Origin of the sequence: Dietzia sp. 179-F 9C3 NHS, assembly GCF_045369825.1 — a bacterium.
Lineage (GTDB): Bacteria > Actinomycetota > Actinomycetes > Mycobacteriales > Mycobacteriaceae > Dietzia.
The window spans coordinates 110,328-133,508 of the sequence record NZ_JBIQES010000001.1 but is presented as its reverse complement, the minus strand read 5'-3'; the positions used below and the strand labels follow the sequence as shown (position 1 = coordinate 133,508).

The 23,181-nt window shown below is 71.1% G+C and carries 26 protein-coding genes; 11 read left to right on the top strand and 15 right to left on the bottom strand.

What is annotated here, in order from left to right; translation table 11 throughout:
- Positions 1–104 precede the first annotated feature (104 nt).
- Positions 105–899 (top strand): hypothetical protein, encoded by a 795-nt coding sequence (locus ACH0BZ_RS00640; protein WP_406895926.1) that lies wholly within the window; start codon positions 105–107, stop codon positions 897–899.
- Between the two features lie 42 nt (positions 900–941).
- Here the strand turns inward: ACH0BZ_RS00640 and ACH0BZ_RS00635 are convergent, their stop codons facing one another.
- The gene (locus ACH0BZ_RS00635) at positions 942–1,784 is read right to left on the bottom strand and encodes an alpha/beta fold hydrolase (RefSeq protein ID WP_406895925.1); all 843 of its coding nucleotides are present in this window, start codon (positions 1,782–1,784) and stop codon (positions 942–944) included.
- 63 nt (positions 1,785–1,847) lie between these two features.
- On the opposite strand from ACH0BZ_RS00635, the gene ACH0BZ_RS00630 reads away from it, so the two are divergent.
- The 3 genes from ACH0BZ_RS00630 to ACH0BZ_RS00620 all read left to right on the top strand — a co-directional run bounded on the left by ACH0BZ_RS00630 (position 1,848) and on the right by ACH0BZ_RS00620 (position 3,808).
- On the top strand, positions 1,848–2,294 hold the full coding sequence (locus ACH0BZ_RS00630; protein ID WP_406895923.1) for a limonene-1,2-epoxide hydrolase family protein: 447 nt from the start codon (positions 1,848–1,850) through the stop codon (positions 2,292–2,294).
- Positions 2,295–2,341: 47 nt separating this feature from the next.
- Entirely contained in the window at positions 2,342–3,139 is a 798-nt protein-coding gene (locus ACH0BZ_RS00625; protein WP_406895922.1) for an SDR family NAD(P)-dependent oxidoreductase, read from the top strand.
- A 129-nt stretch (positions 3,140–3,268) separates the two neighbouring features.
- Positions 3,269–3,808, top strand: a complete 540-nt coding sequence (locus ACH0BZ_RS00620; protein ID WP_406896321.1) for a ferritin — start codon at positions 3,269–3,271, stop codon at positions 3,806–3,808.
- A 150-nt stretch (positions 3,809–3,958) separates the two neighbouring features.
- On the opposite strand, the gene ACH0BZ_RS00615 is transcribed toward ACH0BZ_RS00620, so the two are convergent.
- Together ACH0BZ_RS00615 and ACH0BZ_RS00610 are read right to left on the bottom strand one after the other, a co-directional pair.
- On the bottom strand, positions 3,959–4,546 hold the full coding sequence (locus ACH0BZ_RS00615) for a dienelactone hydrolase family protein (protein WP_406895921.1): 588 nt from the start codon (positions 4,544–4,546) through the stop codon (positions 3,959–3,961).
- Positions 4,547–4,548: 2 nt separating this feature from the next.
- Positions 4,549–4,695 (bottom strand): hypothetical protein, encoded by a 147-nt coding sequence (locus ACH0BZ_RS00610; protein ID WP_406895920.1) that lies wholly within the window; start codon positions 4,693–4,695, stop codon positions 4,549–4,551.
- A 101-nt stretch (positions 4,696–4,796) separates the two neighbouring features.
- Between ACH0BZ_RS00610 and ACH0BZ_RS00605 the strand changes: the two genes are divergently transcribed.
- Positions 4,797–5,072: a type II toxin-antitoxin system VapB family antitoxin gene (locus tag ACH0BZ_RS00605; RefSeq protein ID WP_406895919.1), complete on the top strand. Its 276-nt coding sequence runs from the start codon at positions 4,797–4,799 to the stop codon at positions 5,070–5,072.
- The gene (locus tag ACH0BZ_RS00600; protein ID WP_406895918.1) at positions 5,072–5,461 is read left to right on the top strand and encodes a type II toxin-antitoxin system VapC family toxin; all 390 of its coding nucleotides are present in this window, start codon (positions 5,072–5,074) and stop codon (positions 5,459–5,461) included. The genes ACH0BZ_RS00605 and ACH0BZ_RS00600 overlap by 1 nt, the downstream gene beginning before the upstream one ends.
- 74 nt (positions 5,462–5,535) lie before the next feature.
- Here the strand turns inward: ACH0BZ_RS00600 and yidC are convergent, their stop codons facing one another.
- Entirely contained in the window at positions 5,536–6,609 is a 1,074-nt protein-coding gene (gene yidC / locus ACH0BZ_RS00595; RefSeq protein WP_406895917.1) for a membrane protein insertase YidC, read from the bottom strand.
- Between the two features lie 93 nt (positions 6,610–6,702).
- Positions 6,703–7,791, bottom strand: a complete 1,089-nt coding sequence (locus ACH0BZ_RS00590; RefSeq protein WP_406896320.1) for a UDP-N-acetylmuramate dehydrogenase — start codon at positions 7,789–7,791, stop codon at positions 6,703–6,705.
- Positions 7,792–7,865: 74 nt separating this feature from the next.
- Between ACH0BZ_RS00590 and ACH0BZ_RS00585 the strand changes: the two genes are divergently transcribed.
- Together ACH0BZ_RS00585 and ACH0BZ_RS00580 are read left to right on the top strand one after the other, a co-directional pair.
- Positions 7,866–8,366: a DUF2505 domain-containing protein gene (locus tag ACH0BZ_RS00585; protein ID WP_406895916.1), complete on the top strand. Its 501-nt coding sequence runs from the start codon at positions 7,866–7,868 to the stop codon at positions 8,364–8,366.
- A gap of 45 nt (positions 8,367–8,411) precedes the next feature.
- Positions 8,412–9,245: a DUF2993 domain-containing protein gene (locus ACH0BZ_RS00580; protein WP_406895914.1), complete on the top strand. Its 834-nt coding sequence runs from the start codon at positions 8,412–8,414 to the stop codon at positions 9,243–9,245.
- A 13-nt stretch (positions 9,246–9,258) separates the two neighbouring features.
- Here the strand turns inward: ACH0BZ_RS00580 and deoC are convergent, their stop codons facing one another.
- Entirely contained in the window at positions 9,259–9,948 is a 690-nt protein-coding gene (gene deoC / locus ACH0BZ_RS00575; protein ID WP_406895913.1) for a deoxyribose-phosphate aldolase, read from the bottom strand.
- Between the two features lie 53 nt (positions 9,949–10,001).
- On the opposite strand from deoC, the gene purU reads away from it, so the two are divergent.
- Positions 10,002–10,868, top strand: coding sequence for a formyltetrahydrofolate deformylase (gene purU / locus ACH0BZ_RS00570; RefSeq protein ID WP_406895911.1), 867 nt, complete (start codon positions 10,002–10,004; stop codon positions 10,866–10,868).
- A gap of 276 nt (positions 10,869–11,144) precedes the next feature.
- Here purU and ACH0BZ_RS00565 read toward each other — a convergent pair whose 3' ends face one another.
- From ACH0BZ_RS00565 to aceA, 7 genes are all read right to left on the bottom strand, one after another.
- Positions 11,145–11,423, bottom strand: a complete 279-nt coding sequence (locus ACH0BZ_RS00565; protein WP_406895910.1) for a DUF2516 family protein — start codon at positions 11,421–11,423, stop codon at positions 11,145–11,147.
- A gap of 134 nt (positions 11,424–11,557) precedes the next feature.
- On the bottom strand, positions 11,558–12,595 hold the full coding sequence (locus ACH0BZ_RS00560) for a hypothetical protein (RefSeq protein ID WP_406895908.1): 1,038 nt from the start codon (positions 12,593–12,595) through the stop codon (positions 11,558–11,560).
- 43 nt (positions 12,596–12,638) lie between these two features.
- A complete protein-coding gene (locus tag ACH0BZ_RS00555; protein WP_406895907.1) occupies positions 12,639–13,181 on the bottom strand; it encodes a helix-turn-helix domain-containing protein in 543 nt (180 codons plus the stop codon).
- Positions 13,182–13,302: 121 nt separating this feature from the next.
- A complete protein-coding gene (locus ACH0BZ_RS00550) occupies positions 13,303–14,511 on the bottom strand; it encodes a DUF445 domain-containing protein (RefSeq protein ID WP_406895906.1) in 1,209 nt (402 codons plus the stop codon).
- 101 nt (positions 14,512–14,612) lie between these two features.
- The gene (locus ACH0BZ_RS00545; protein WP_406895905.1) at positions 14,613–14,930 is read right to left on the bottom strand and encodes a hypothetical protein; all 318 of its coding nucleotides are present in this window, start codon (positions 14,928–14,930) and stop codon (positions 14,613–14,615) included.
- 193 nt (positions 14,931–15,123) lie between these two features.
- Complete coding sequence (locus ACH0BZ_RS00540; protein WP_406895904.1) at positions 15,124–16,044, bottom strand: 3-hydroxybutyryl-CoA dehydrogenase; 921 nt, start codon at positions 16,042–16,044, stop codon at positions 15,124–15,126.
- A 152-nt stretch (positions 16,045–16,196) separates the two neighbouring features.
- Positions 16,197–17,486, bottom strand: a complete 1,290-nt coding sequence (aceA, locus tag ACH0BZ_RS00535; RefSeq protein WP_406895903.1) for an isocitrate lyase — start codon at positions 17,484–17,486, stop codon at positions 16,197–16,199.
- A 272-nt stretch (positions 17,487–17,758) separates the two neighbouring features.
- Here aceA and ramB point away from each other — a divergent pair, with 272 nt between their 5' ends.
- On the top strand, positions 17,759–19,216 hold the full coding sequence (ramB, locus tag ACH0BZ_RS00530) for an acetate metabolism transcriptional regulator RamB (RefSeq protein WP_406895902.1): 1,458 nt from the start codon (positions 17,759–17,761) through the stop codon (positions 19,214–19,216).
- A 5-nt stretch (positions 19,217–19,221) separates the two neighbouring features.
- A complete protein-coding gene (locus tag ACH0BZ_RS00525) occupies positions 19,222–19,767 on the top strand; it encodes a carboxymuconolactone decarboxylase family protein (RefSeq protein WP_406895901.1) in 546 nt (181 codons plus the stop codon).
- 168 nt (positions 19,768–19,935) lie between these two features.
- Here ACH0BZ_RS00525 and ACH0BZ_RS00520 read toward each other — a convergent pair whose 3' ends face one another.
- Positions 19,936–22,428, bottom strand: coding sequence for a glycoside hydrolase family 65 protein (locus tag ACH0BZ_RS00520; protein WP_406895900.1), 2,493 nt, complete (start codon positions 22,426–22,428; stop codon positions 19,936–19,938).
- The gene (locus ACH0BZ_RS00515) at positions 22,425–23,153 is read right to left on the bottom strand and encodes an HAD family hydrolase (RefSeq protein WP_406895899.1); all 729 of its coding nucleotides are present in this window, start codon (positions 23,151–23,153) and stop codon (positions 22,425–22,427) included. The genes ACH0BZ_RS00520 and ACH0BZ_RS00515 overlap by 4 nt, the downstream gene beginning before the upstream one ends.
- Positions 23,154–23,181: the final 28 nt, after the last annotated feature.

Genomic DNA, 23,181 nt, shown 5'->3' with positions numbered 1-23,181 from the left:
TTGCGGTCGGGGTAGCGCACCCCATGGTTCCCCCTTCCCGCGATAGCATCGTCCCGCTCACTGCCATGCCCCGACGCCCCGTCGGGGTTTCCCGAAAGGACCACATGCGATTTCGCCTCCTCGGCAGCGCCCTCGTCCTCAGCGCGGCGATAGCCGCGTCGGCCTGCTCTTCCTCCGACACCGCCACTGACCAGGCCGCCGACGCGGCCTCCGGCGCGACGTCGGCCGTCGGCTCGGCAGGAGACTCGGCCTCCGGCGACGGCGCCTCCGACACAGAGCCCACGGACGCGCCCGTCGGGGAACTCCTGCTCACGTCGGAGGAAGTCGCGCCGTGGGAGGTCATGGACCTCGGTCCCGATGCGACGGGGCAGGCGGCGGAGGGGATCGCGGTCCCCGACGGCTCCGACATCCAGACCGACCCGCCCGAGTGCGCCGACGCCGCCGACATCAACGCGACGCTCAAGGAAGACATGAGCGAAGGAGGGCTCGCCGCTCTCGCCGGGACCGGCGCCGACGGCGAGACGATGGTCACGGTCCAGGTGCTCCGGACATCAGTCCCCCTCGACGCCTACGAGGAGAACTGGGAGATGTGCACGAACGCCTCCTTCTCCAGCGAGAATCTCGGCATGTCGGGCACGTCGCGCGCGATCCCCGGTTTCGAGGTCGACGGGGCCCCGGACACGATCGGGCGCGCGACCACGGTGGACGTCCAGTCGGCACCCGGTGCGGGCGGGCCGATGACGACCTACGCCTACATCACGGAGGTCCGGGGAGTGAAGGTCGTCGCCGGCGCCATGGGGGCACTGTCGTCGGACGACAGCGGTCTCGCCCCGGAGACCGAGGAGCAGATCGTCGACCTCATGACCCGGCAGGTCGCCAAGATCAACGACGCCGCCTGACGGTGCCGCCGCGCCGCCCTCTCCGCGGGCTGCGCGGTGGGGTCAGAGATCCGCGACGAAGGCGTCGAGCTCGTCGAGGAAGCGCGGCATCTCCTCGACGAACGGCGCGTGCGCGGACTCGGTGAAGCTCACGTAGCGGGCGTTCGGGATCATCTCGGCGTTGGCCCGGCCGGCCGAGGGCAGGACCACGCCGTCATGCTCGCCGTGGACCACCAGGGCCGGGACGGCGAGGCCGCGCAGGTCCTCGTCGTGGTCCACGCGCCGGGAGAGCATCTTGAGCCGCACCGCCGGCGGCGTGGCCAGCGAGAGCCCGAAGGTGCGCTGCCGGCTCGCGCCGTCGCCGCCGCGCATCATGGCCGAGCCGAAGCTCGCGAGCGCGGCGACGGCCTTGCGGGGGTCCTCGTCGAACGCGCCGTCCGCGGCCGCCGTCATGGCCGGGCCGACCTTCCCGCCCTCGGAGCGGGAGATGGCGGTGACGGCGCCGCACAGGACGATCCCGGCAACTCGACCCTCGCCGCGGCTCGCCAGGTAGTCGGAGACCACGATCCCGCCGTACGACCAGCCCAGCAGGACCGCGCCGGCGCCGTCGCCCACCCCGGCGGCGTCGAGGACGGCCGCGAGGTCGTCGGCCCACTGCTCCGAGGAGTCGTAGCCGGACTCCGCGACGTCCGAGTGGCCGTGGCCCCGGAGGTCTACGGCGACGACCCGGAACCGCCGGCCGAGTTCGGCCAGCAGCTCCGGCCCCCAGCACGCGCTCGACTGTGCCCAGCCGTGGACCAGGACGAGCGGGCGGGCGGCGGGGTCGCCGAGGGTGCGGAAGGCGAGGGTGGTGCCGTCCGAGGAGACGACGGAGCAGACGGTGGCGGCGGAGGAGTCGGAATTCATGCGCGCCATCCTGCCACCGGGAACCGGGCACCGCGGCGGGTCGGCAGCGGCTACCGTTCGGGGATGGCCTCCAGCACCCTGACCGAGCCGGACGTCGTCGTCCGCACGTTCTTCGACGCCCTCGTGGCGGGCTCCACGCGGGCCGCCACCGACCTGCTCGCCGACGACGCCTACTGGCAGAACGTGGGCCTGCCCACGCTCGTCGGCAAGCGGGCCGTGGCGCGGGGGATCAGGACGATGCACCGCAGCTGCCGCTTCGGGGTGGTGGTGCACCACCTCGCCGTCGGCGCCCCGGCCGATCCCACCGACCCGGGCGCGCCGACGATCGTGCTCACCGAGCGCACCGACACGCTGGCCTTCGGTCCCTTTGCGATGGACTTCTGGGTGTGCGGGCGGCTCGAGGTGCGCGACGGCCTGGTCTGCGGCTGGAAGGACTACTTCTCGACGACCGACATGGCGCGCGGCGCCGTGCGGGGGGCCCTGCGGATGATCCCGTTCGTGGGGCGCTGACCTCGTCGTCGTCGTTTCCGGCGCCCCCGCGTCCTACCCTGGTAACCATGAGCACCGCGCACCCCGCCGATCACACCGCCGCCCGCGAGCGGCTTGCCGCCCTGCCCGCCGACACCCGCGTCGCGGTGGTGACCGGCGCGTCCTCCGGGATCGGCGAGGCCACCGCCCGCGAGCTCGCCCGGCTGGGCTTCCACGTGGTGGTGGGCGCCCGTCGGCGGGACCGCCTCGACGCGCTGGCCGCGGAGATCGACGGCACCGCGTTGCCGCTGGACGTGACCGACGAGGTCTCGTGCGCGGCGTTCTGCGCGGCGATCCCGCGGCTGCACGTGCTGGTGAACAACGCCGGCGGCGCCAAGGGCACGACCAGCGTCATGGACGCCAGCGAGGAGCAGTGGCGCTGGATGTGGGAGACCAACGTCCTCGGCACTCTACGGATGGTGCGAGGCCTCATGCCCACGCTGGTCGAGACCGGCGACGGGCTGGTCGTGACCATCACCTCCATTGCGGCGATCGAGGCCTACGACAACGGCTCGGGCTACACCTCCGCCAAGCACGCACAGGCCGTGCTGCACAGGACCATGCGCGGGGAGTTCCTCGGGCAGCCCGTGCGGTTCACCGAGATCGCGCCCGGGATGGTGGACACCGAGTTCTCGCTGGTGCGCTTCGACGGCGACGCCGCCAAGGCCGAGAAAGTCTACCGCGGCCTCACCCCGATGGTGGCCGAGGACGTGGCGGAGATCGTGGGCTTCGTGGCCTCGCGGCCCTCGCACGTCAACCTGGACCAGATCGTGGTCAAGCCGCGCGACCAGCACTCGGCGATGCGCGCCCACCGGACCACGGACTGAGTCAGGTTAGGCTCACTGTCCTGGTACGACGCGGGCTCGGCTCCTAGTATGAGTGTCTCCCGGGCGGACGTGACCCCGGGCCTGACCTCGGCAACCGTCGAGGCGACCCGAGAAGAAGGTGGCACGATCATGGCCAAGAACCATCACAAGTCCTTCCACGAGCTCCTCGCCGCGCAGGTGGGTCACGAGTTCGCCGCCAGCCAGGCGTACGTGGCGATCGCCGTGTGGGCCGACGCGCAGGACATGCCGCAGCTCGCCGCACGGTTCTACAAGCACAGCCTCGGCGAGCGGAACCACGCGATGATGATGGTCCAGTACATGCTGGACCGTGGCGTCCCGGTGACCATCCCGGCCGTGCCCGCCCCGCAGGCGAGCTTCCCCGGCCCCGTGGCCGCCCTCGAGTCGGCGCTGGACCAGGAGAAGACGGTCACCAAGCAGATCGAGGCGCTCTTCCAGGCCGCGCGCGACGAGTCCGACCCGCTCGGCGAGCAGTTCATGCTGTGGTTCCTCCGCGAGCAGGTCGAGGAGGTCGCCAATATGGACACGCTGGTGACGATCGCCCAGCGCGCCGACGACAACTGGTTCCGCATCGAGGAGTTCCTCGCCCGCGAGACCGACTCCTCGTCCAACACCGGCACCCCGCCCGCGGTGGCCGGCGGCGCGGTCTGACCGGGGCGCCCCTCCGACGCCGGAGGCCTGACGCCGTTTGCACAACCTCAGCTCGCTCCCCACTCGGGCGATGCCGAGCTGAGGTTGTGCATTTTCGGGCGAGGGCCGGGAGGGTGGGCCGAGAGCCGGTCGAGCCGGGCGCCCGGGGGCTCAGCGGTGCCAGCTCGCCAACCGCTCGGTGAGGATCCGGTCGCTGTCGGCCCGCGCGGCCGCGTTCGCCTCGGCCGTACCGCCCATCCGCATGCCCTCGGCGTGGTCGCCGGGCACGTCGAACACGTGCCCGGCGCCGGGATACACGTGCACCTCGGCGTCGGGCCGATCCACGGCGAACCTCCGCGCGGCCGCGTCGGCGGGCCACAGCTGGTCGTCGCCGCCCGCGAAGATCAGCACCTCCCCGGTACGCGCTTTAGGTCGATGCGCTTGTCTCCCGCGGTCGGCGCCGCCAGCATCGCCTCGTACACAGGCCGCAGGTGCACCGGATAGCCGAAGACCGAAGCGCGCACCAACGCGACTACCGGCCGCCGTCTCCACCGGAACACGGTTGAGCTGCTCCGGCTGTTCGGGCTGCCCGAAGTAGAACAACGAGAGCACCTCGTGGCCCTCCCGCGCGAGCAACTCGGCGTGCGGGAAGTCCGGCCCGCCTTCGGACCCGCCCCACACGAGCACAACGCCGCGATGCCGGATCACGTCCGGCCGCAGGTGGAAACCGCGCACGGGACCGTCGGCGATCGGCGTCACCGTCACCCCGGCAGCTCGGCGGGATAGCTCGCGGTATCCCGCGGCCAGGGGTACTCGACTTCCGGCTCGGGGTAGCGGTAGTGGTTGACGACGCGCACCGCGGCAATCCCCAGGGCGACGACGAGGACCGCCACGATTCCCAGCAGCATCTTCGGGTGGGACCTTCGCCCTCACTCGGCCGAAGTGCGTCCATCTTCCTAACGGTGGAAGATTCTTCCTGCCGATTCTTCCGTCGCGTTATCCTGAACTCATGGCACTGAACATCAAGGATCCCGCCACCGACGCCCTCGCGCGGCGGGTCGCCGAACTGTCCGGTGAGAGCATCACGCGGACAGTGCACTCGGCCCTCGAAACGCGGCTCGCGGAGCTGCTCAGGAAGGCGGATGTCGAGGCCCGGAAGGCGTTCATGGATCGCGTCGCCGAGGACGCTCGGCGGAGGCGCGAGGCCCGAGAATCCGCCGGCTCTCCCCCTCCGCCGTCCGAGGACGAGATCTTCGGCTGGGACTCTCGCGGGCTGCCCACCTGATGGTCATCGACTCTTCGGCACTGCTGGCCATCGTCCTCGACGAGGAGGATCGGATCCTGTTCCGCGATGCCCTCGCGGAAGCCACCATGCCGGTGATGTCCGCGGCGACATTCGTCGAGGTGGGTATCGCCGCGCTCAACCGCGACGGCGAGGAGGCCCGCGCCTCGATCGACATGATCGTCGCCCAGAACGGGATCCGCATCCTCCCGGTGGACGAGGAGATCGCCCGACTCGCCGTCCACGCGTGGGACCGCTTCGGTCGCGGCCGGCACCCGGCGAAGCTGAACTACGGCGACTGCTTCTCCTACGCGCTCGCCGTCAAGCTCGGTAAGCCACTGCTGTTCAAGGGGGAGGACTTCGCCCTCACCGACGTCCGGTCGGTGCTCTGATCCGATCTGAACCACCCGTGACCTGCGGTTCGAGTAGCAACACACGCTGCCCGGCGAGCAGCCTTCCCCGCCGTCTACATGAACGCGCTCGGTGGCAGGCCTTCCCTGCTGGACATGGGCAGCTCCTTCTCGAGCTTCTCCATGAAGATGTGCGACTGCACGGCGGTCCAGATGTTGTTGGTGAGCCAGTACAGGCCGATCGCGATGGGGAAGTTGAAGAAGTACGCGCCCACGATCGGGAAGAACGGGAACAGGTACATCATGATCTTCATCGACTGGTTCATCGACTCGGTCATCTGCTCGGCCATCGACCCGAGATCCGGCGACTTCTCGCCCGGTTTGGGCTCGCCGGGCCGGGCGGGGGCCCGGTCGGTGTCGCCGGGGTCCGCGGGGCCGGAACCGGCGTCGACGACCTCGCCGTCGATCTCCACCACCTCGCCGTCGACCACCGGGCCACCGGCGCGCTCCTCCGCCTCGGCCTCGGCGAGCGCCTTCTGCTCTGCGGCCTTGGCGGCCTTCTGGCGCCGGAAAGAGTTCCACATGTTGATGAAGGTCGCGATGCCGGCCAGCACGAACAGCGGCACGGCCAGCGCGAGGATGTCACCGCGGACGAGGCCCGGATGCAGCGAGTCCATGACCTCCTGCGGCATGCGGATGTACGAGGCCAGCGGAACGCCGAAGATCTCGGCGTTGAGGAACGAGGCCACCTGCTCGGGGCCGAAGGCGCCGTTGCCCTCGGCGGAGGCCTCCTCGAGGGTCTTGCCGGGCGGCGAGAAATTGAGCAGTACGTGGTACAGGCCGAGGAACACGGGGATCTGCACGAGCAGCGGCAGGCAGCCGGCGGCCGGGTTGACGCCGGCGTCGGAGTACAGGGCCTGCATCTCCTTGGCCTGCTCCTGCCGGTCCTCCGGCGTCTTACGGCCGGAGTACTTGTTCTGCAGCTCCTTCATCTTGGGCGCGAGCTGCGCCATCTTGCGCATGGAGTACTGCTGCCGCCACATGGAGCGCAGGAGGATGAGCCGCACGGTCACCACCAGCAGGATCACCGAGCCGACCCAGGCGATGCCGGAGTCCGGGTCCACGACGAAGCTCAGCATCCAGTGCCAGAACTTCATGACGAACGACACGGGATAGGCGAAGAGGTCCACGGATCGGTCTCCAGGGGTCGACGGGCGCGGGCGGGGCCGGGGCGGCCGGAAACAGCGCGGGCGTGCTCCCAGCGTGCCAGACGGGGTGGGCCGCTAGATCGCGCAGCCCACCCAGACGGGTTCGGGGCGTAGCTCCACGCCGAAGGCCTCGCGGACGCCGTCGCGGACCTCGCGGGCCAGCGCGATCACGTCGTCGGCGGTCGCGGAGCCCCGGTTGGTGATCGCGAGCGCGTGCTTGGTGGACAGCCGCGCGGGCGCGTCGGGGGCGGGGTGGCCCTTGGCGAAGCCGGCGCGCTCGATGAGCCAACCGGCGGAGAGCTTGACGCCGCCGTCGGCGTCGAACCGCGGCATCCGGCCGGCCTGGGCGGCGCCGACGCGCGCCTCCACCCGCTCGCGGACGGCGTCGATCTCCTCGGACGGCACGACGGGGTTGGTGAAGAACGAGCCCGCGCTCCAGGTGTCGTGGTCCTCGCCGTCGAGCACCATCCCCTTGCCGCGCCGCAGCGCCAGCACGGTCTCGCGGACCTGGGCGGCGTCGGTTCGCTCGCCGGGCTCCACGTCGAGGCGCGCGGCGAGCTCGGCGTAGCGGATCGGCTCGCTGAGCCCGTCGGGGTCGAGCCGGAACTCCACCTCGAGCACCACGGCGCGGTCGGTGTTCTTGAGCACGGAGGTGCGGTAGTCCAGCCCCAGTTCCACGGGGTCGACCCAGCGGTCCTCGCGGCTCGCGCGGTCGTAGAGCCGTACCCGGACGAGCAGCTGCGCCACCTCCACGCCGTACGCGCCGACGTTCTGCACGGGGGTGGCGCCCACGGAGCCGGGGATGCCGGAGAGACACTCGAGGCCGCCGAGACCTCGCTCGACGGACTCGGCCACGAGGTCGTCCCAGGTCACGCCGGCGCCGGAGCACACCATGTCCTCGCCGAAGGTCACGTCGTGATTGCGCACGGCCACCACCACGAGGTCGAGCCCGCCCTCGGCCACCACGAGGTTGGAGCCGCCGCCCAGCACGAGCACGGGCACACCGGCATCGTCGAGGATCCGCACGGCCGCGGCCACGGCCTCGGCGGTCCGGCCCTCCACCAGGGCGCGGGGTCGGCCGCCGATTCGCAGCGTGGTGAGATCGGCGAGGGAGGAGTCGGGGACGACGACGAGGTCGGGCACCTCCGCAAGGGCCGCGGGCAGGTCCGAAGGGAGCGTGGTCACGTTTGCAAGGGTAGTCGCCTCGCCGCCGCGCGCCGCTCAGTAGTGTCTCGGTCATGGCGACCCGCTTCTCCCACAAGGCCACGATCCAGGCCCGTCCCGAGACCGTCCACGCGTCCTACTCCGACGAGGCGTACTGGGCCGACAGGCTGGCCTCGATCGGCAGCCCCGGGGACACGCTCGACCAGTTCGAGACGAGCGGCGACGGCGTGACGGTGTCGGTCACGCAGATCATCCCGGACTCCGACATCCCGGACCTGGCCAAGAAGGTGCTGCCCGGGCAGCTCACCATCACGCGCACCACCAGCTACTCGGCGTTCGACGGCGAGCGTTTCACCGGCATCGCCCGCGCCGAGGCCGTGGGCGGGCTCGGCGTGATCGACGGCGGCGGCGAGACGGTTCCCGAGGGCGAGACGGCGCTCGAGTCGGTCTCGGGCCTGGTCAAGGTGTCGGTCCCGCTGCTCGGCGGCAAGCTGGAAAAGCTCGTCGTGGACCACCTTCGCAAGCTCTTCGTGGAGGAGTACGAGCACCTCAACCGCTGGACTTCGACGCACTGACCTGCGCGTCTGCGCAACCGTCGCCGATCGGCGACAATCGGTCCAATGCAGCCGCACGACACCCAGCGACTCCCCGCGTTCACCGACCCCGCCGATCCGCACGGCGAGCATCCCACGGAGCACTTCTCCGCAGCGTCGCCCGAACCCGCGCGACCGGGCCGGGGCCCCGGTCGCCGCCGGGGCCGCACCGCCGCGCTCGTCGTAACGGGGCTCGTGCTCCTGCTGGTGGTGGGCCTGGTCGGCGTCGAGCTGGGGCTTCGGAACAGCATCGGCGAGCGCCTGCAGCGGGAGGCCTCGGAGGCGCTGGGCTCGACAGCCCAGGTGGACATCGGGCCGCGTCCCATGTTGCTCTCGGTCTTCGACGACACGCTCGGCTCGGTCCGGATCACCACCGACGGACAGACGCCGGCCGGGTCGGGTGCGCCGGCGCCCGCGATCGACATCACCGCCCAGGGCGTGCGCGAGGCCGGCGACCGCACGCTCGTGGAGTCCCTCGCCGGGACCGTGTTCGCCTCCGACCAGATGATGACGGCCGCCGCGCAGCAGGAGGCCTCCGAGACGCTGCTCGGCGGACTGGTGCAGGTCCAATCCGTGACCTCCGACCCCGGGGCGGGCACACTCCGGGTGGACCTGGGGCTCGCCGAGGCCACGGTCACGCCGCGCATCGCCCCCGGCGGGCGCCTCCAGATGGACCCCGAGCAGGCCTCCGTCCTGGGGTTCCCGCTGCCGGACGGGCTGCTCGGCGGCACGGTGTCCATGATGGACTCCACGCTCGCGGAGTTGCCCGACGGCGTGGAGATCACCGGCGCCCGCGTGGTCGAGGGCGGGCTGGTGCTGGACGTCGCCGGCACCGACGTGGTGCTCGAGCCCTCGGCCTGACGGCCCGGTCGGGTCAGTCCGCGAAGCCCTCGAGGACCGCGCGGCTGCCGGAGAGGCCGAGGCGGGTGGCGCCGGCGTCGATCATGGTGCGCGCGGTGTCGGCGTCGCGGATGCCGCCGGAGGCCTTGATGCCCACCTGGCCGCCGATCGCACGGTGCATGACCTCGACGGCGCGGACGCTCGCCCCGCCGGCCGGGTGGAACCCGGTGGAGGTCTTGACGTAGTCGGCCCCGGCGCGGGCCACGGCGTGGCAGAGGGCCTCGATGCGCTCGTCACCCGCCTCGTCGCCGAGCGCGCGGTGGATCGCGGCGGTCTCGAGGATCACCTTGAGCCGGACGGGCGGCGGCACGGCGTCGCGGACGGTCAGGACGTCGGCCATCACCTCGTCGACGAGCCCGGCGATCGCGGCGCCCACGTCGATCACCATGTCCACCTCGTCGGCCCCCTGGTCCACGGCGAGCCGGGCCTCCATGGCCTTGACCAGGGCGTGGTGCTTGCCGGACGGGAAACCGGCGACGGTCGCCACGGTGAGCCCCTCGCCGGGCACCGGCAGCATCGCGGGGCTCACGCACACGGCGCCCACGCCCAGCTCGCGCGCCTCCTCGACGAGGGCCGCGACGTCCTCGCGGGAGGCGTCCGGGGAGAGCAGGGTGTGGTCGATCATCGCGGCCACGCGGGACCTGGTGAGCGGGGTGGGTGCCATGGGGCCAGCCTAACCGGACGGCCCGCCGGCCGCTGCTGGCAGAATGGGCAGCCATGTCACGCCGCTTCGTCCTCACGCTGGGTTGTCCCGACCGCATCGGCATCGTCGCCCGCCTCGCCACGTTCCTCGCCGAGCTGGGCGGCACCATCGTCGAGGCCGCCTACCACGCGGACGAGGACTCCCGCTGGTTCTTCACCCGCCAGGCCGTGGACGCCGACTCGATCGGCATGGACCTCGACGAACTGCGCCGCCGGTTCGAGCGCGTCGCCGGCGAGCTGGGCCCGGAGACGGACTGGCACATCGCCGACTCGAGCGAGCCCAAGGACGTGGTGATCCTCGTGTCCCGGGAGGGCCACTGCCTGCACGACCTGCTCGGTCGCGTCCAGGGCGGCGACTTCCCGGCCCGGATCCGCGCCGTGATCGGCAACCACGACGACCTTCGCGGGATCTCCGACGCCCACGGCGTGCCTTTCCACCACGTGCCCTTCCCGGCGGACCCGTCCGAGCGCGGGCCGGCCTTCGAGGAGGTCGCGGGGCTCGTCGACGACCTCGACCCGGACGCGATCGTCCTGGCGCGGTTCATGCAGGTCCTGCCCCACCACCTGTGCACCCGGTGGGCCGGCCGGGCGATCAACATCCACCACAGCTTCCTGCCGAGCTTCGTGGGGGCGCGCCCCTACCACCAGGCGCACACCCGCGGCGTCAAGCTCATCGGGGCGACGTGCCACTACGTCACCGCGGACCTCGATCAGGGGCCGATCATCGAGCAGGATGTCATCCGCGTCGACCACACCGCGACCGTGCGGGACATGGTTCGCCAGGGCCGCGACGCCGAACGGCTGGTCCTGGCGCGTGGGCTGCGCTGGCACCTCGAGGACCGCATCCTGGTGCACGACGACCGCACCGTCGTCTTCACCTGACCCCCGACCACGGCCGGGGCCGGCCCGGTCAGGGCCTCGTGATGCCGTGACGCTCGGCGAGGAGCGTGGCGACGGCGGAGAGGAAGATCCTGCAGACGGCCGCCTACGCGCTCGGCAGAGCGGTTCTCGGGGCCGTACAGCGCGGTGCGGCCGCGCCGGATCGGCGGCGGGAGGAGGCCCTTCTCCTGGTAGGCGCGGATGGTACGCACCGTGGAACCGGCGCTCTCCGCCAGTTCCTCGACGCGCTGGAAGGGGCGCACCCCGGAGCGCCGGGGCTCATCTGCGTAGGCCACCCACCGCGGGCCGGACGTCCGCGAAGAACACGCCCACTGCCACCATGGCGACGAGGCCGAGGATGCTCAGCGGTGCCAGCCAGAAGGCGATGGCCGCGACGGCGCAGATCGCGATCCACGCCGGCTTGGGCCACTTGCCCTCCATCGTGTACGCGGAGGCCGGCGGCAGCACGGCCAGGACGAGGCCCACCAGGGCCCACGTCACCAGTGCCAGGCGCACCACCGAGAGCACCTGGTTCCACACCCCGGGCAACGAGTCCATCACAGGGGTCAGTGTAGGCGCCCGCGGCCGGGCCCCACCCTCAGAGCCCCTCGGTGTCGACGGGCGACGCCCCCGGTCCGCTTCGCGAGAAGCGGGCCGGGGGCGTCGTGTGGCGCGCGGTCAGGCGCGGCCGGTCACTTCTTGTCGTCGGACGCGGCCTGGCTGCCGGTGGTGCCGGTCGAGGCCGGCTTGTCGGCGGCCTTGGTGGCCGAGGTCGACGTGGACGCCGGCTTGGCCGGAGCCGCCTTCTTGGCGGGGGCCTTCTTCGCGGCGGCCTTCTTGGCCGGAGCCTTCTTGGCGGGCGCCTTCTTGGCCGGGGCCTTGGTGGTGCCCGTGCGGGCCTCGACCTTGGCCGCGCCGCTCTGGATCTCGTCCGAGACGGCGTAGGCGGCCTCATCGACCGCGTCGGCCGCCTGGTTGGCGGCGTCGCCGGTCACCTCGGCGGCCCTGCGGGCGGCCTTGGAGACGCGGCCGGCGGCCTTGACGCCGATCGAGCGGGTCTGGCGGGCCACGGTGCCGAGGGCCTCCTCGCCGAGCTCGACCTGCTCGTCAACCACACCGGCGGCGCGGTTGACCTGCTCGTTGACGCGCTGCAGGCCGGCCTCGAGCTGCGGGTTCTCCTCGCGCAGCCGGGTCACCACGTCCTCGCCGCGGGCGGCGAGACCGTTGTAGATGCCGGCCGCGACGGCGACGTACGCCTCCGCGACCTTGCGCAGCTCCTCCGGGCGGTACTTGTTGACGAGCTCCTCGAGCTCGGCCGGGAGGGCCTGGACGCGCTCGGGCACCTCGGCGGCCTGACGCTGCACGTCGGCGACCGTCTCGCTCACCTTGTTCTGCGCGTCCGTGACGCGGTTCTGCGCCTCGGCGACGGCCTCCTCGGCGCGACGACGCAGGTCGGCGACGAGACCGGAGACGGCCTCGACGGCGAGGTCGTTGACACCGATGTAGGCGTAGACCGGGGTGCGGACGGCGGCGAACGCCTGACCGAACCGGCCGTCGAACGCCGGGTCCTTGGCCACGGACTTGCGCGGGGTGGTCTTACCCGACGCCGAGACCTTCTTGGCGGCCTGGCCCTTGGTGGGCGCCTTGGCGGCGGCCCTGGCGGGCGACTTCTTGGCAGCCGGCTTCTTGGCGGCGGCCTTCTTGGCGGTGGGCTTCTGCTGAGCGGCCATGATGACTCCTCGTGTCCTGTCTGGCTGTGCTACTTCTGTCTCGCTAGTGGTGCGTGGCCCTTCCGGGCCGCCGCCGGCGCCCCTGCGGGACGTCGACGACCGTGTCGGCGGCGGTCGCGTTGTTGAGAACGAACGACTCGTAGATCTCCACGAGCACCTCCCTCTGCCGTTCCGTGAGGTCCGGGGCGGTGAGGATCGCGTCCCTCACCGGGCTCCCCTCCCTCAGTTCGAGGATTCCCGCGCGAGCGTAGAGCACCTCCGCGGACAACCTCAGTCCCTTGGCGATCTGTCCCAGGACCTCGGCGGACGGCTTGCGCAGTCCACGTTCGATCTGGCTCAGGTACGGGTTCGAGACACCGGCACGCTCGGCGAGCTGCCGGATGGACACCTCGGCCGCCTCCCGCTGTGCGCGGATGAACGAGCCGATGTCCTGCGGTTCGGGCGAGCGCTTCCGGTCGTCACCCGGGCGGGGGACGTCGCCCGTGGGCTTGCCCCGCCGCGCGAGGGTGCCGGCCGTCGGCTCGGTGGTGGCCCCGGCCGCCTGCGCCTCGCCCCGTTTCCGGGCCTCGTCGCTCCTGTCGGCCATGTCGTCCACCTCCGATTCGTGCTCGTCGGTTACCGTCCGCCCTCAACGCTAGCAAGCTGTGCTAACTCCAGCAAGCGCTCCGGGGCGGCCTCCGGCGTGCGATCCGTCACACCGGCGCGGCTCAGAAGACGAGGGTGGTGACGAAGTGAATGGCGAGCCCCGCCAGCGCCCCCACGACCGTGCCGTTGATGCGGATGAACTGCAGATCCTTCCCCGCGAGCAACTCGATCTTCTCCGATGCCTCGTCCGCGTCCCACCGCTCGACGGTCTCCGAGATGATCGAGGTGACCTCGTCGGCGTAGTTCTCGGCGACGTAGGCGGCGGTACGCGTCATGTAGCCCTCGAGCCGACCGCGGAACCGCGCGTCGTCGACGAGCATGTCGGCCAGCCGGCGCAACAGGTCGTCGATCTTCACGCGCAGCGTCGACGTGGAGTCCTCCGTGGCCTCGACGATCATCCGCTTGGCCGCGGCCCATGCCGAGCCCGCGGCGCGCCGGACCTCCTCGCGGTTCATCACCTCGTGCTTGAACACCTCGAGCTTGGCCATGGTGGCCGGGTCCTCCTGGAGGTCCCGGGCGAAGTCGCGGACGAAGCCGATCAGGGCGAGGCGCACCGCGTGCTGCTTGTCGACCTTGATCTGCCACGTCCACTCGCTGAGCTCACGGTAGGCGCGGTCGGAGAGGAGTTCGTTGACGAACTGCGGCGCCCAGGTGGGGGCCTTCTCGGTGACCCACCGGTCGATGGTGGCCGGGTTGGCCTCGACCCACTGGTGGGCGCGGTCGGCCATGAGGTCGAGCAGCGGCAGGTGCCGCCCCTCCTCGAGGAGCTCGTCGAGGATGCGCCCGGCGGGAGGCCCCCACTGCGGCTCGGCGATGCGTGCAACGATGGTGCGCTCGATGATCGCCACGGCGTCCTCGTCCCGCAGCACCGCGAGGACGGAGCGGATCGCCTTGGCGGCCTGGTCGGAGGCGAGACGGCGGTGCTCGTCGTCCTGCAGCCACTCCCCCGCGCGCTCGGGGATCCGGGCGCTGCGGACCTTCTCGCTCACCATCTCCGGGTCGAGGAAGTTCTCGCCCACGAAGGACCCGAGGGAGGACCCGAGCTGGTCCTTCTTCCTGCGGATGAGCGCGGTGTGCGGGATGGGGATCCGCAGCGGGTGGCGGAACAGGGCGGTGACGGCGAACCAGTCGGCGAGACCGCCGACCATGCCGGCCTCCGCGGCAGCACGGACGTAGCCAACCCACGGGTCGGCGCCGCTGTGGAGCGCGTATTCGGCGATCAGGTAGACGACGCCGGCGACGACGAGGAATCCCGTCGCGACAATCTTCATCCGCCGGAGGGCGACCCTCCGTTCGGCATCCGTGTCCGGGTCTCCGGCCCGCAGCGCGGGCGCCTGGCCGGCCTGGACCACGGGCCCGTCAGGTGGCCGGGTCAGTGGTGATCGTCCGGCCGCTTGTGCCGCTTGAAGCCCGCCATGCAGAGGCCGAGACCCACGAGGAAGACGACGACGTTGGCCACGACGGCGAAGATCGCCAGGCCCATGGAGACGCCCTCGGCGATCGGGTCGATGGCGTACCCGAGCGCGGTGATGGGCAGGCCGAGCATGGCCATGCTCAGCAGGATGACGGCCGAGCCGATGTAGACGAGGTCGGAGTACAGCGGGTAGACGGGCGCCTTGGTCTCGGCGTACTCGGGGTAGTACTCCTCGACGATGGCGGCACCGGTGTGCTCGAGGGTCTGACCGGCCATGTTCGGGTCCTCTTTCGTCCACTGCCGACCCCGGACCGTCCGGCCCGGGCCTGAATGGTTCCTAGTCTATTAGACGGCCACCCGTCCCGGGCAATCGACCGTCGATTCCGTCTCGCGGGGGTGGCGAGGCCGCGCAGTCCCGGCTCCGCCGTTCCGGTACCGCTCCAGAGCGCCCGTGTGCTCGCGCTGCAACTCAGTGCACCGAGCGCATCGCCGAACGCGAAGTGTCGTACCGGTAAAAGCCGTGACCTGCCTTTTCTCCGATCCGGCCTGCCTCGACCATCCGCAGCAACAGGGGCGGCGGCGAGTACAGCGGCTCTGTGAACTCGGCGTACATGGCGTCAGCGATCGCCTTGACCGTGTCCAGGCCCACGAGGTCGGCCAGAGCGAGCGGGCCCATCGGGTGCGCGCACCCGAGCACCATCGCCTTGTCGATGTCCTCCGGGCTGGCGGCCCCGGACTCGGCCATGCGGATCGCGGAGAGCAGGTAGGGAACGAGCAGGGCGTTGACGACGAACCCGGCACGGTCGGTGGAGTGGACGACCTGCTTGCCCAGCACCTGTTCGGCGAAGCGTTCGGCCCGACTCCGGACGGTGTGCCCGGTCTCCGGGGTGCTCACCAGCTCGACGAGCGGCAGCACGGGGACCGGGTTGAAGAAGTGCATGCCGATCACCCTGTGCGGCCGCGTGGTGGCCGTGCCCAGCTTGATGATCGGGATGGAGGAGGTGTTGGAGGCGAGGACGGCGTCGGGGTCCTCGACGATCCTGTCGAGATCCCGGAAGACGGCCGTCTTGGCGGTCTCGTCCTCGACGATCGCCTCCACGACGAGCTGGCGGTCCACGAGGTCACCGAGTTCGGTGGTGAACCGCAGCCGCAGGACGGCCTGCTCGCGCTCGCGTCCGGTGATCTTGCCGGAGGACACCCCGCGGTCGAGCGAGTCGAGGATGCGCGCGAGGCCGGCGTCGGCGGCCCCGTGGGTGGACGCCCACACCAGGACGTCGACGTGCGCGCGGGCGCACACCTCCGCGATCCCGGCGCCCATCTGGCCGGCCCCGACGATCCCGACGCGCGTGATCCGGCCCGGACCACCGGCGGCGTCAGGGGTGCTGCTCATGAGCAAGGGCCTTTCGGTTCCGGGCGCCGGGACCTGCTGCGCCGTCGGGGTGGAACGCCACCGGGGGCCGGGCCGCCTCGAGGAGACGGCCCGGCCCCCGGTGTGTTCACATCACAGTGATCACCGACCTGCCGGTCGGGTCGATCAGGGGATCAGTGGAACTGTCCCTCCTCGGTCGAGCCCTTGAGCGCCGCGGTGGACGTGTTGGGGTCGACCGTGGTGGCGATGAGGTCGAAGTAGCCGGCGCCGACCTCGCGCTGGTGCTTGACCGCGGTGAAGCCACGCTCCCTGGCCGCGGCGAACTCGCGCTCCTGCAGATCGACGAACGCGGTCATCTGGTTGCGGGCGTAGCCGTAGGCCAAGTCGAACATGCCGTAGTTCAGCGAGTGGAAGCCGGCCAGGGTGATGAACTGGAACTTGAAGCCCATCGCGCCGAGCTCGCGCTGGAACTTGGCGATGGTGTCGTCGTCCAGGTTCGCCTTCCAGTTGAAGGAGGGCGAGCAGTTGTACGACAGGAGCTGGTCCGGGAACTCGGCCTTGACGCCCTCGGCGAACTTCTTGGCGTACTCGAGATCCGGGGTACCGGTCTCCATCCAGATCATGTCGGCGTACGGGGCGTAGGCCTTGGCACGCTCGATGCAGGGCTCGATGCCGTTCTTGACGTTGTAGAAGCCCTCGGGGGTGCGCTCGCCGGTGATGAACGGCTTGTCGCGCTCGTCCACGTCGGAGGTGATGAGGGTGGCGGCCTCGGCGTCGGTGCGGGCGATGATCACCGACGGCACGTTGGCCACGTCGGCGGCCAGGCGGGCCGAGGTGAGGGTGCGGATGTGCTGCGAGGTGGGGATGAGCACCTTGCCACCGAGGTGGCCGCACTTCTTCTCCGAGGCGAGCTGGTCCTCCCAGTGCACACCGGCGGCACCGGCCGCGATCATGGCCTTCTGCAGCTCGTAGGCGTTCAGGGCGCCACCGAAGCCGGCCTCGGCGTCGGCGACGATCGGGGCGAGCCAGTTCTCGACCGAGGTGTCGCCCTCGATGCGGGCGACCTCGTCGGCGCGCAGGAGCGCGTTGTTGATGCGACGGACCACGTTCGGCACCGAGTTGGCCGGGTACAGCGACTGGTCCGGGTAGGTGTGCCCCGAGAGGTTGGCGTCGCCGGCGACCTGCCAGCCGGAGAGGTACACGGCCTCGAGGCCGGCGCGGATCTGCTGGACGGCCTGGTTGCCCGTCAGAGCACCGAGGGCGTTGACGAAGTCCTTGTTGTTGACCTTGTCCCAGAGGATCTCCGCGCCGCGACGGGCCAGGGTGTGCTCCTCGACGACCGTGCCCTGGAGCTCGGCGACCTGCTCGGCCGTGTAGTTGCGGGTGATGCCCTCCCAGCGGGGGTTGGTGTCCCAATCCTTCTGGATCTCTTCAGCGGTACGTGCCTTGCCGACGTTCGACATCGCGACTCTTTTCTGTCTCGGGGGCGGGCGGACTCTTCGCAGGATTGCCAAGGTCTCGCTCGGTACGGATCAAGGATGCCACACCAAAAACACCCCGTCTACCTGCGATTTGTGCGAATGTCGCGAGTTTCTTGGCCATCGCTGCGAAGTTTGCGAAGATTGACGGGTCCGGTGCAGCGCATCCACGGGGACGAGATGGAGCGCGCTCCGGACCCGGTGTCCGAAATCACGCGACCACCGGGCCCATCACACGAGCACAGGGATGGCACGGCATGACCGACACCGGACACATGGGCGCCAGACTCCGCCGACTCCGCGAGGAACACGGCCTCACCCAGGCCGCTTTCGCCGCCTCGCTCGGCCTGTCCTCCAGCTACCTCAACCAGCTCGAGAAGGACACGCGACCGATCACCTCCCGGGTCCTGGTCAAGATCTCGGAGAAGTACGGCGTCGACTCGACGTTCTTCGCCTCCGACGCCGACACGCGCCTCATCGCCGAGGTCACCGAGGCCCTGTCCGACCCCCAGGTCTCGGCCGGCGTGCCGGCGGCGGAGGTCGTCGACCTGGTCCGCGCCCACCCGTCGCTCGCGCGCGCCTTCGTCGTCCTCCACCAGCGCTACCAGAACGCCGCCGACCTCCTGGCGGCGCTCACCGAGAGCCGCAACGCGCTCGACGACGGGGTCGAGCGGACCGCCCTGGCGATGCCGCACGAGGAGGTCCGCGACTACTTCTACCAACGGCAGAACTACATCGACTCGCTCGACACCACCGCTGAAGCGCTCACCGCGCGCATCCGCCTCAACCGCGGCGACGTGCGCGCCGAACTCGAGAGCCGCCTCGGTGAACGCCACGGCGTGCGCATCGTCCGCCGCATCGACCTGCCCGACGGGCTCTGGCACCGCTACTCGCCAGAGGACCGCCGACTCGACCTCTCCGCTCACCTCACCCCCGGGCAGCAGGCGTTCCGCGTGGCCTCCGAGCTGGCGTTCCTCGAGCACCGCGAGCTGCTCGACGACCTCGTCGCCGACGGCGCGTTCAGCTCCACCGCCGCGTCGAACCTGGCCCTGCGCGGCCTGGCCAACTACTTCGCCGCCGCCGTGCTCATGCCGTACCAGCGCTTCCTCGACACCGCGGAGGACTTCCGATACGACGTCGAACGGCTCATGACCTTCCACGCCACCGGCTTCGAGACCGTCTGCCACCGCCTGTCCACCCTCCAGCGCCCGGGCGCGGCCGGCGTACCGTTCAGCTTCGTCCGCGTGGACCGGGCCGGGAACATGTCCAAGCGCCAGTCCGCCTCCGGGTTCCACTTCACCACCTCCGGCGGTACGTGCCCGCTGTGGAACGTCTACGAGACCTTCCAGACGCCGGGCAAGATCATGCGCCAGCTCGCGCAGATGCCGGACGGCCGCCTCCACTTGTGGGTGGCACGGACCGTCACCACCCGCCCCATGCGCTTCGGGCAGCCGCGCAAGACCTTCGCGATCGGCCTGGGCTGCGAGGCCCGCCACGCGCACCGGACCGTCTACGCGCAGGGGCTCGACCTGGCGGACACGGCGGCGGCCACCCAGATCGGGTCGGGCTGCCGGATGTGTGAGCGTCCGGCGTGCCCGCAGCGGGCGTTCCCGCCGCTCAACCGCGCCCTCGACGTCGACGCCCACCGCTCCTCGCTCTCGCCGTACCTTCTCGGCGAACCGACCTTGCCGCCGTCGTCGCCTGCCCTACCCTGACGGCCATGAGCCAGCCCTCCCCCCGCATCCGCCCCGGTGGCTTCCGCGAGCTCGGCCCCGTCGGCTGGGCCGCCGCCCGCCTCGGCGCCCGCGTCACCGGCAGCCGCGACGTGCACCTGTTCTCCACGCTCGGCCACGCGCGCCGACTGTTCCCGGCGTGGCTCGCCTACTCGGGGATGATGATGCCCTTCGGCGTCCTGAGCAGGAAGGACACCGAACTGGTGATCCTCCGCGTGGCGCACCTGCGCGGGAGCGCGTACGAGCGCGCCCACCACGAGCGCATCGGCCGGCGTGTGGGGCTGGGTGACGACGAGGTGGCCCGGACGCTGGAGGACCCGACCACCGCGGGCTGGGACGACCGGCGCCGCGCCCTGCTGTGCGCAGTCGACGAGCTGGTGCGGACCAAGGACCTCACCGACCCCACGTGGCTCGCGCTGGCCGCCCACCTGGACGAGTCCGAGCTCGTGGGATTCGTGCAACTCGTCGCGCAGTACGACGGCCTCGCCACGTCCCTGCACGTCCTGCGCGTCCAGCTCGACGAACGCCGCTGACCTCCGGCGGACACGGGCACCCCTCCCCCTCATCCGCGGTTGCGCACCCTTTTCGTCGGGCCACACCCCGGTTGCGCACCTGTTTCGTCACCGCACGGATGCACAACCCGCGTCCGGGCCGCCCGAGATGATGCGCAACCCGGGTGGGGCGGCGCAACCCGGGTGGCGTCAGGTGTCGGCCGAGCACGGGCGGCAGGCGCCGGCCCGCTCGTCGAGCTCCACGGTCACGGTCTCGCCGGAGGGCACAGGGACCTCGGTGCCCTGGACGGTGCAGAAGAAGTCGCCACCGTTGAGGTTGACCACCGTGAGCTCCTCGTGCGTCACCCGCACGCGCACGTGCACGCCTCGGACGGTGAGCCGGAACGTCAGCGCGCCCCACTCGGCGGGCACCCGCGGGTCGAAGGAGATCTCGCCGCGGTAGTCGCGCATGCCGCCGAAGCCGCTGACGAGCGCCGACCAGACGCCGCCGCACGAGGCCACGTGGATGCCGTCGGCGGCGTTGCCGTGCACGTCCGCCAGGTCCACGACGAGCGCCTTGGAGAAGTGTTCGAAGGCTTCCTCGCAGTAGCCGATCTCGGCCGCGATGATCGACTGCACCACGGCGGAGAGCGTGGAGTCGCCGGTGGTCAGCGGGTCGTAGTACTCGAAGTTGCGGCGCTTGTCGTCCTCGGAGAATTCGTCGCCGCGCAGGAACATGGCCAGCACCACGTCGGCCTGCTTGAGTACCTGGTGCCGGTAGATCACCAGCGGGTGGAAGTGCAGCAGGAGCGGGCGCTTCGGCTCCTCGAGGTCGTGGTCCCAGACCTCCTTGGCAAGGAAGTCCTGGTCCTGCGGGTGCACGCCGAGCTCGGCGTCGTAGGCGATCACCATGTTCTCGGCGGCTCGGCGCCACTGGGCCAATTCGTCGTCACCCAGCTCGAGGCGCCGACAGATCGCCTCCCACCGGCCGTCGTTCAGGCCCGCGATGCGCTTGCAGGCCACGGCCGCGGCCACGAGGTTGAAGCGGGCCATGGCGTTGGTGAACAGGTTGTTGTCGACGACGGTGGTGTACTCGTCCGGCCCGGTCACGCCGTGGATGTGGAAGCGGCCGTCGCCGGCGAAGAACCCGAGCGAGACCCACATGCGGGCGGTCTCCACGAGGACGTCCACCCCCTCGCGGATCATGAACTCCTCGTCGCCGGTAGCCCACATGTACTTGACCAGCGCGTGCGCGATGTCCGCGTTGATGTGGTACTGCGCGGTGCCGGCCTCGTAGTAGGCGGAGGCCTCCTCGCCGTTGATCGTGCGCCACGGGTACAGGGCGCCGTTGACGGCGAGCTCCTTGGCCCGGGCCCGCGCCTTGTCCAGCAGCGAGTACCGGAAGCGCAGGGCGTTCCGCGCGAACTGGGGGCGCGTGTAGATGAGGAACGGCAGGACGTAGGTCTCGGTGTCCCAGAAGTAGTGACCGGAGTAGCCGCTTCCGGTGACGCCCTTGGCAGCGATGCCGGCGGTCTCCGCGCGCGCCGACGCCTGGGCCAGCTGGAAGAGGTTGAAGCGGATGGCCTGCTGGGTCTCCGCCGGGCCCTCCACCTCGACGTCGGCGCGGTGCCAGAAGTGGTCGTACCAGTCGCGCTGGGTGCGGTGCAGGTCCTCGACGCCGCGGTCGTGCGCGCGCATGAGGGTGCGGGTACAGCGGTCCGCGAGCTCGCGGACCGGGACCGCCCCGGACGTGTGGTACGCCGCCATCTTGGTCAGTCGCAGGACTCGGCCGGGCGTGACGTGGGCGTGGTAGACGACGCTCGCCGCGTCGTCGTCGACGTCGGTGCGGACGGTCACGTCGTCGTCGGTGGTGAGCTGGTGGTCCACCGCCACGGCCACGGTCATCCCCGAGTTGGCGCACGTGTAACCGAGGGTCTGGAAGCCGCCCTCCCCGCGCTTGAGCCGGGGCTCGAGGACGCGGTGGTCCATGCCCTCGCCGCGGCGGGGGTCGAAGTCGCGGTGCCCGTCGGGCGGGGCGATGTGGTACTCGTCCTCGCCGTCCTGGCGGTTGAGGATCTGCGAGGAGACGACGACGGGGGCCGGCTCCTCCGGCAGCTCGATCTCGTAGGTCATCACGGCGAGGTGCTTCTCGACCATCGACACCATGCGGGTGGTACGGATGACGACCTTCTTGCCGGACGGCGTGCGCCAGGTGAGCTCGCGCCGCAGGATGCCGTCGCGGAAGTCGATGCTGCGCTCGTAGTGCTCGAGGTCGGCGGCGCCCACGCGCAGCGGCTCGTCGTCCACGTACACACGGATCGTCTTGGTGTCCGGCGCGTTGACCATGGTCTGCCCCTCGCGGGCCAGGCCGAACGCGTCCTCGGCGTGCTGGATGTGCCACGTCTCGTGGAAGCCGTTGACGTAGGTGCCGTGGTGGTGGGTGTCGCGCCCCTCCTCCGGGTTGCCGCGCATCCCCAGGTAGCCGTTGGCCACCGCGAACTGGGTCTCGGAGACGCCGAGCGGGGTGGCGCGCGGGCTGGTCTCGACCCAGCGCCACGGGTCCACCGGGTGGGTGGAGCGGTTGATCTCCGGCACCTCGAGGTGGCTGCGGAGATTGACGCCGTAGGTCGTGCGGATGTTGCCGGGGACGGACTCGCCGACGGTGTCGTGGGCCGGGCCCCGACCGGGGAGAACGGGGCTCACGTCCGCGCCTCCGGGAGGCCCTCGATGAGCTCGGACAGGTCGTCGACGACGACGTCGGCCCCCTCCTCCCGGAGGGCGTCGTGCCCGGCACCCCGGTCCACACCCACGACGTGGGCGAACCCGCCCGCGGCGCCGGCCTGCACGCCGGAAACCGCGTCCTCGATCACCACGCACCGCTCCGCGGGCACGCCGAGCAGCTCGGCGCCCCGCCAGTACGTGTCGGGGCGCGGCTTCCCCGCCAGGCCCTCGCGGGCGGCCACCACGCCGTCGACCACCACGTCGAAGCGCTCGCGCAGGCCCGCGGCCTCGAGGACCGTGGTGGCGTTCTTGGAGCTCGAGACGACGCACGAGGCGATGCCGGCGGCCTCCAGCGCGTCGAGGTAGCGGACGGAGCCCGGATAGGCCTCGATCCCCTCGGCGAGCAGCTCCAGGAAGACGTCGTTCTTGCGTAGCCCGAGACCGGTCACGGTGTCGGCGTCGGCGGTGTCGTCGTCACCCCCGGCGGGCAGTTCGAGGCCGCGAGCGGCGAGCATCGAGGCGATGCCCTCGAGGCGGGGCTTGCCGTCGATGTAGCGGAAGTAGTCCTCGTCCGAGTACGGCTCGATCCCGCGCTCGGCGAAGTAGGTGGTGAACATCCGGTTCCAGGCCTGCATGTGCTTCTCGGCCGTCGGGGTGATGACCCCGTCGAGGTCGAAGAGCACGGCGTCAACGCCGTCGTAGTCCATGGTCGTGTCCTGTCGGGTTCGAGGGGAG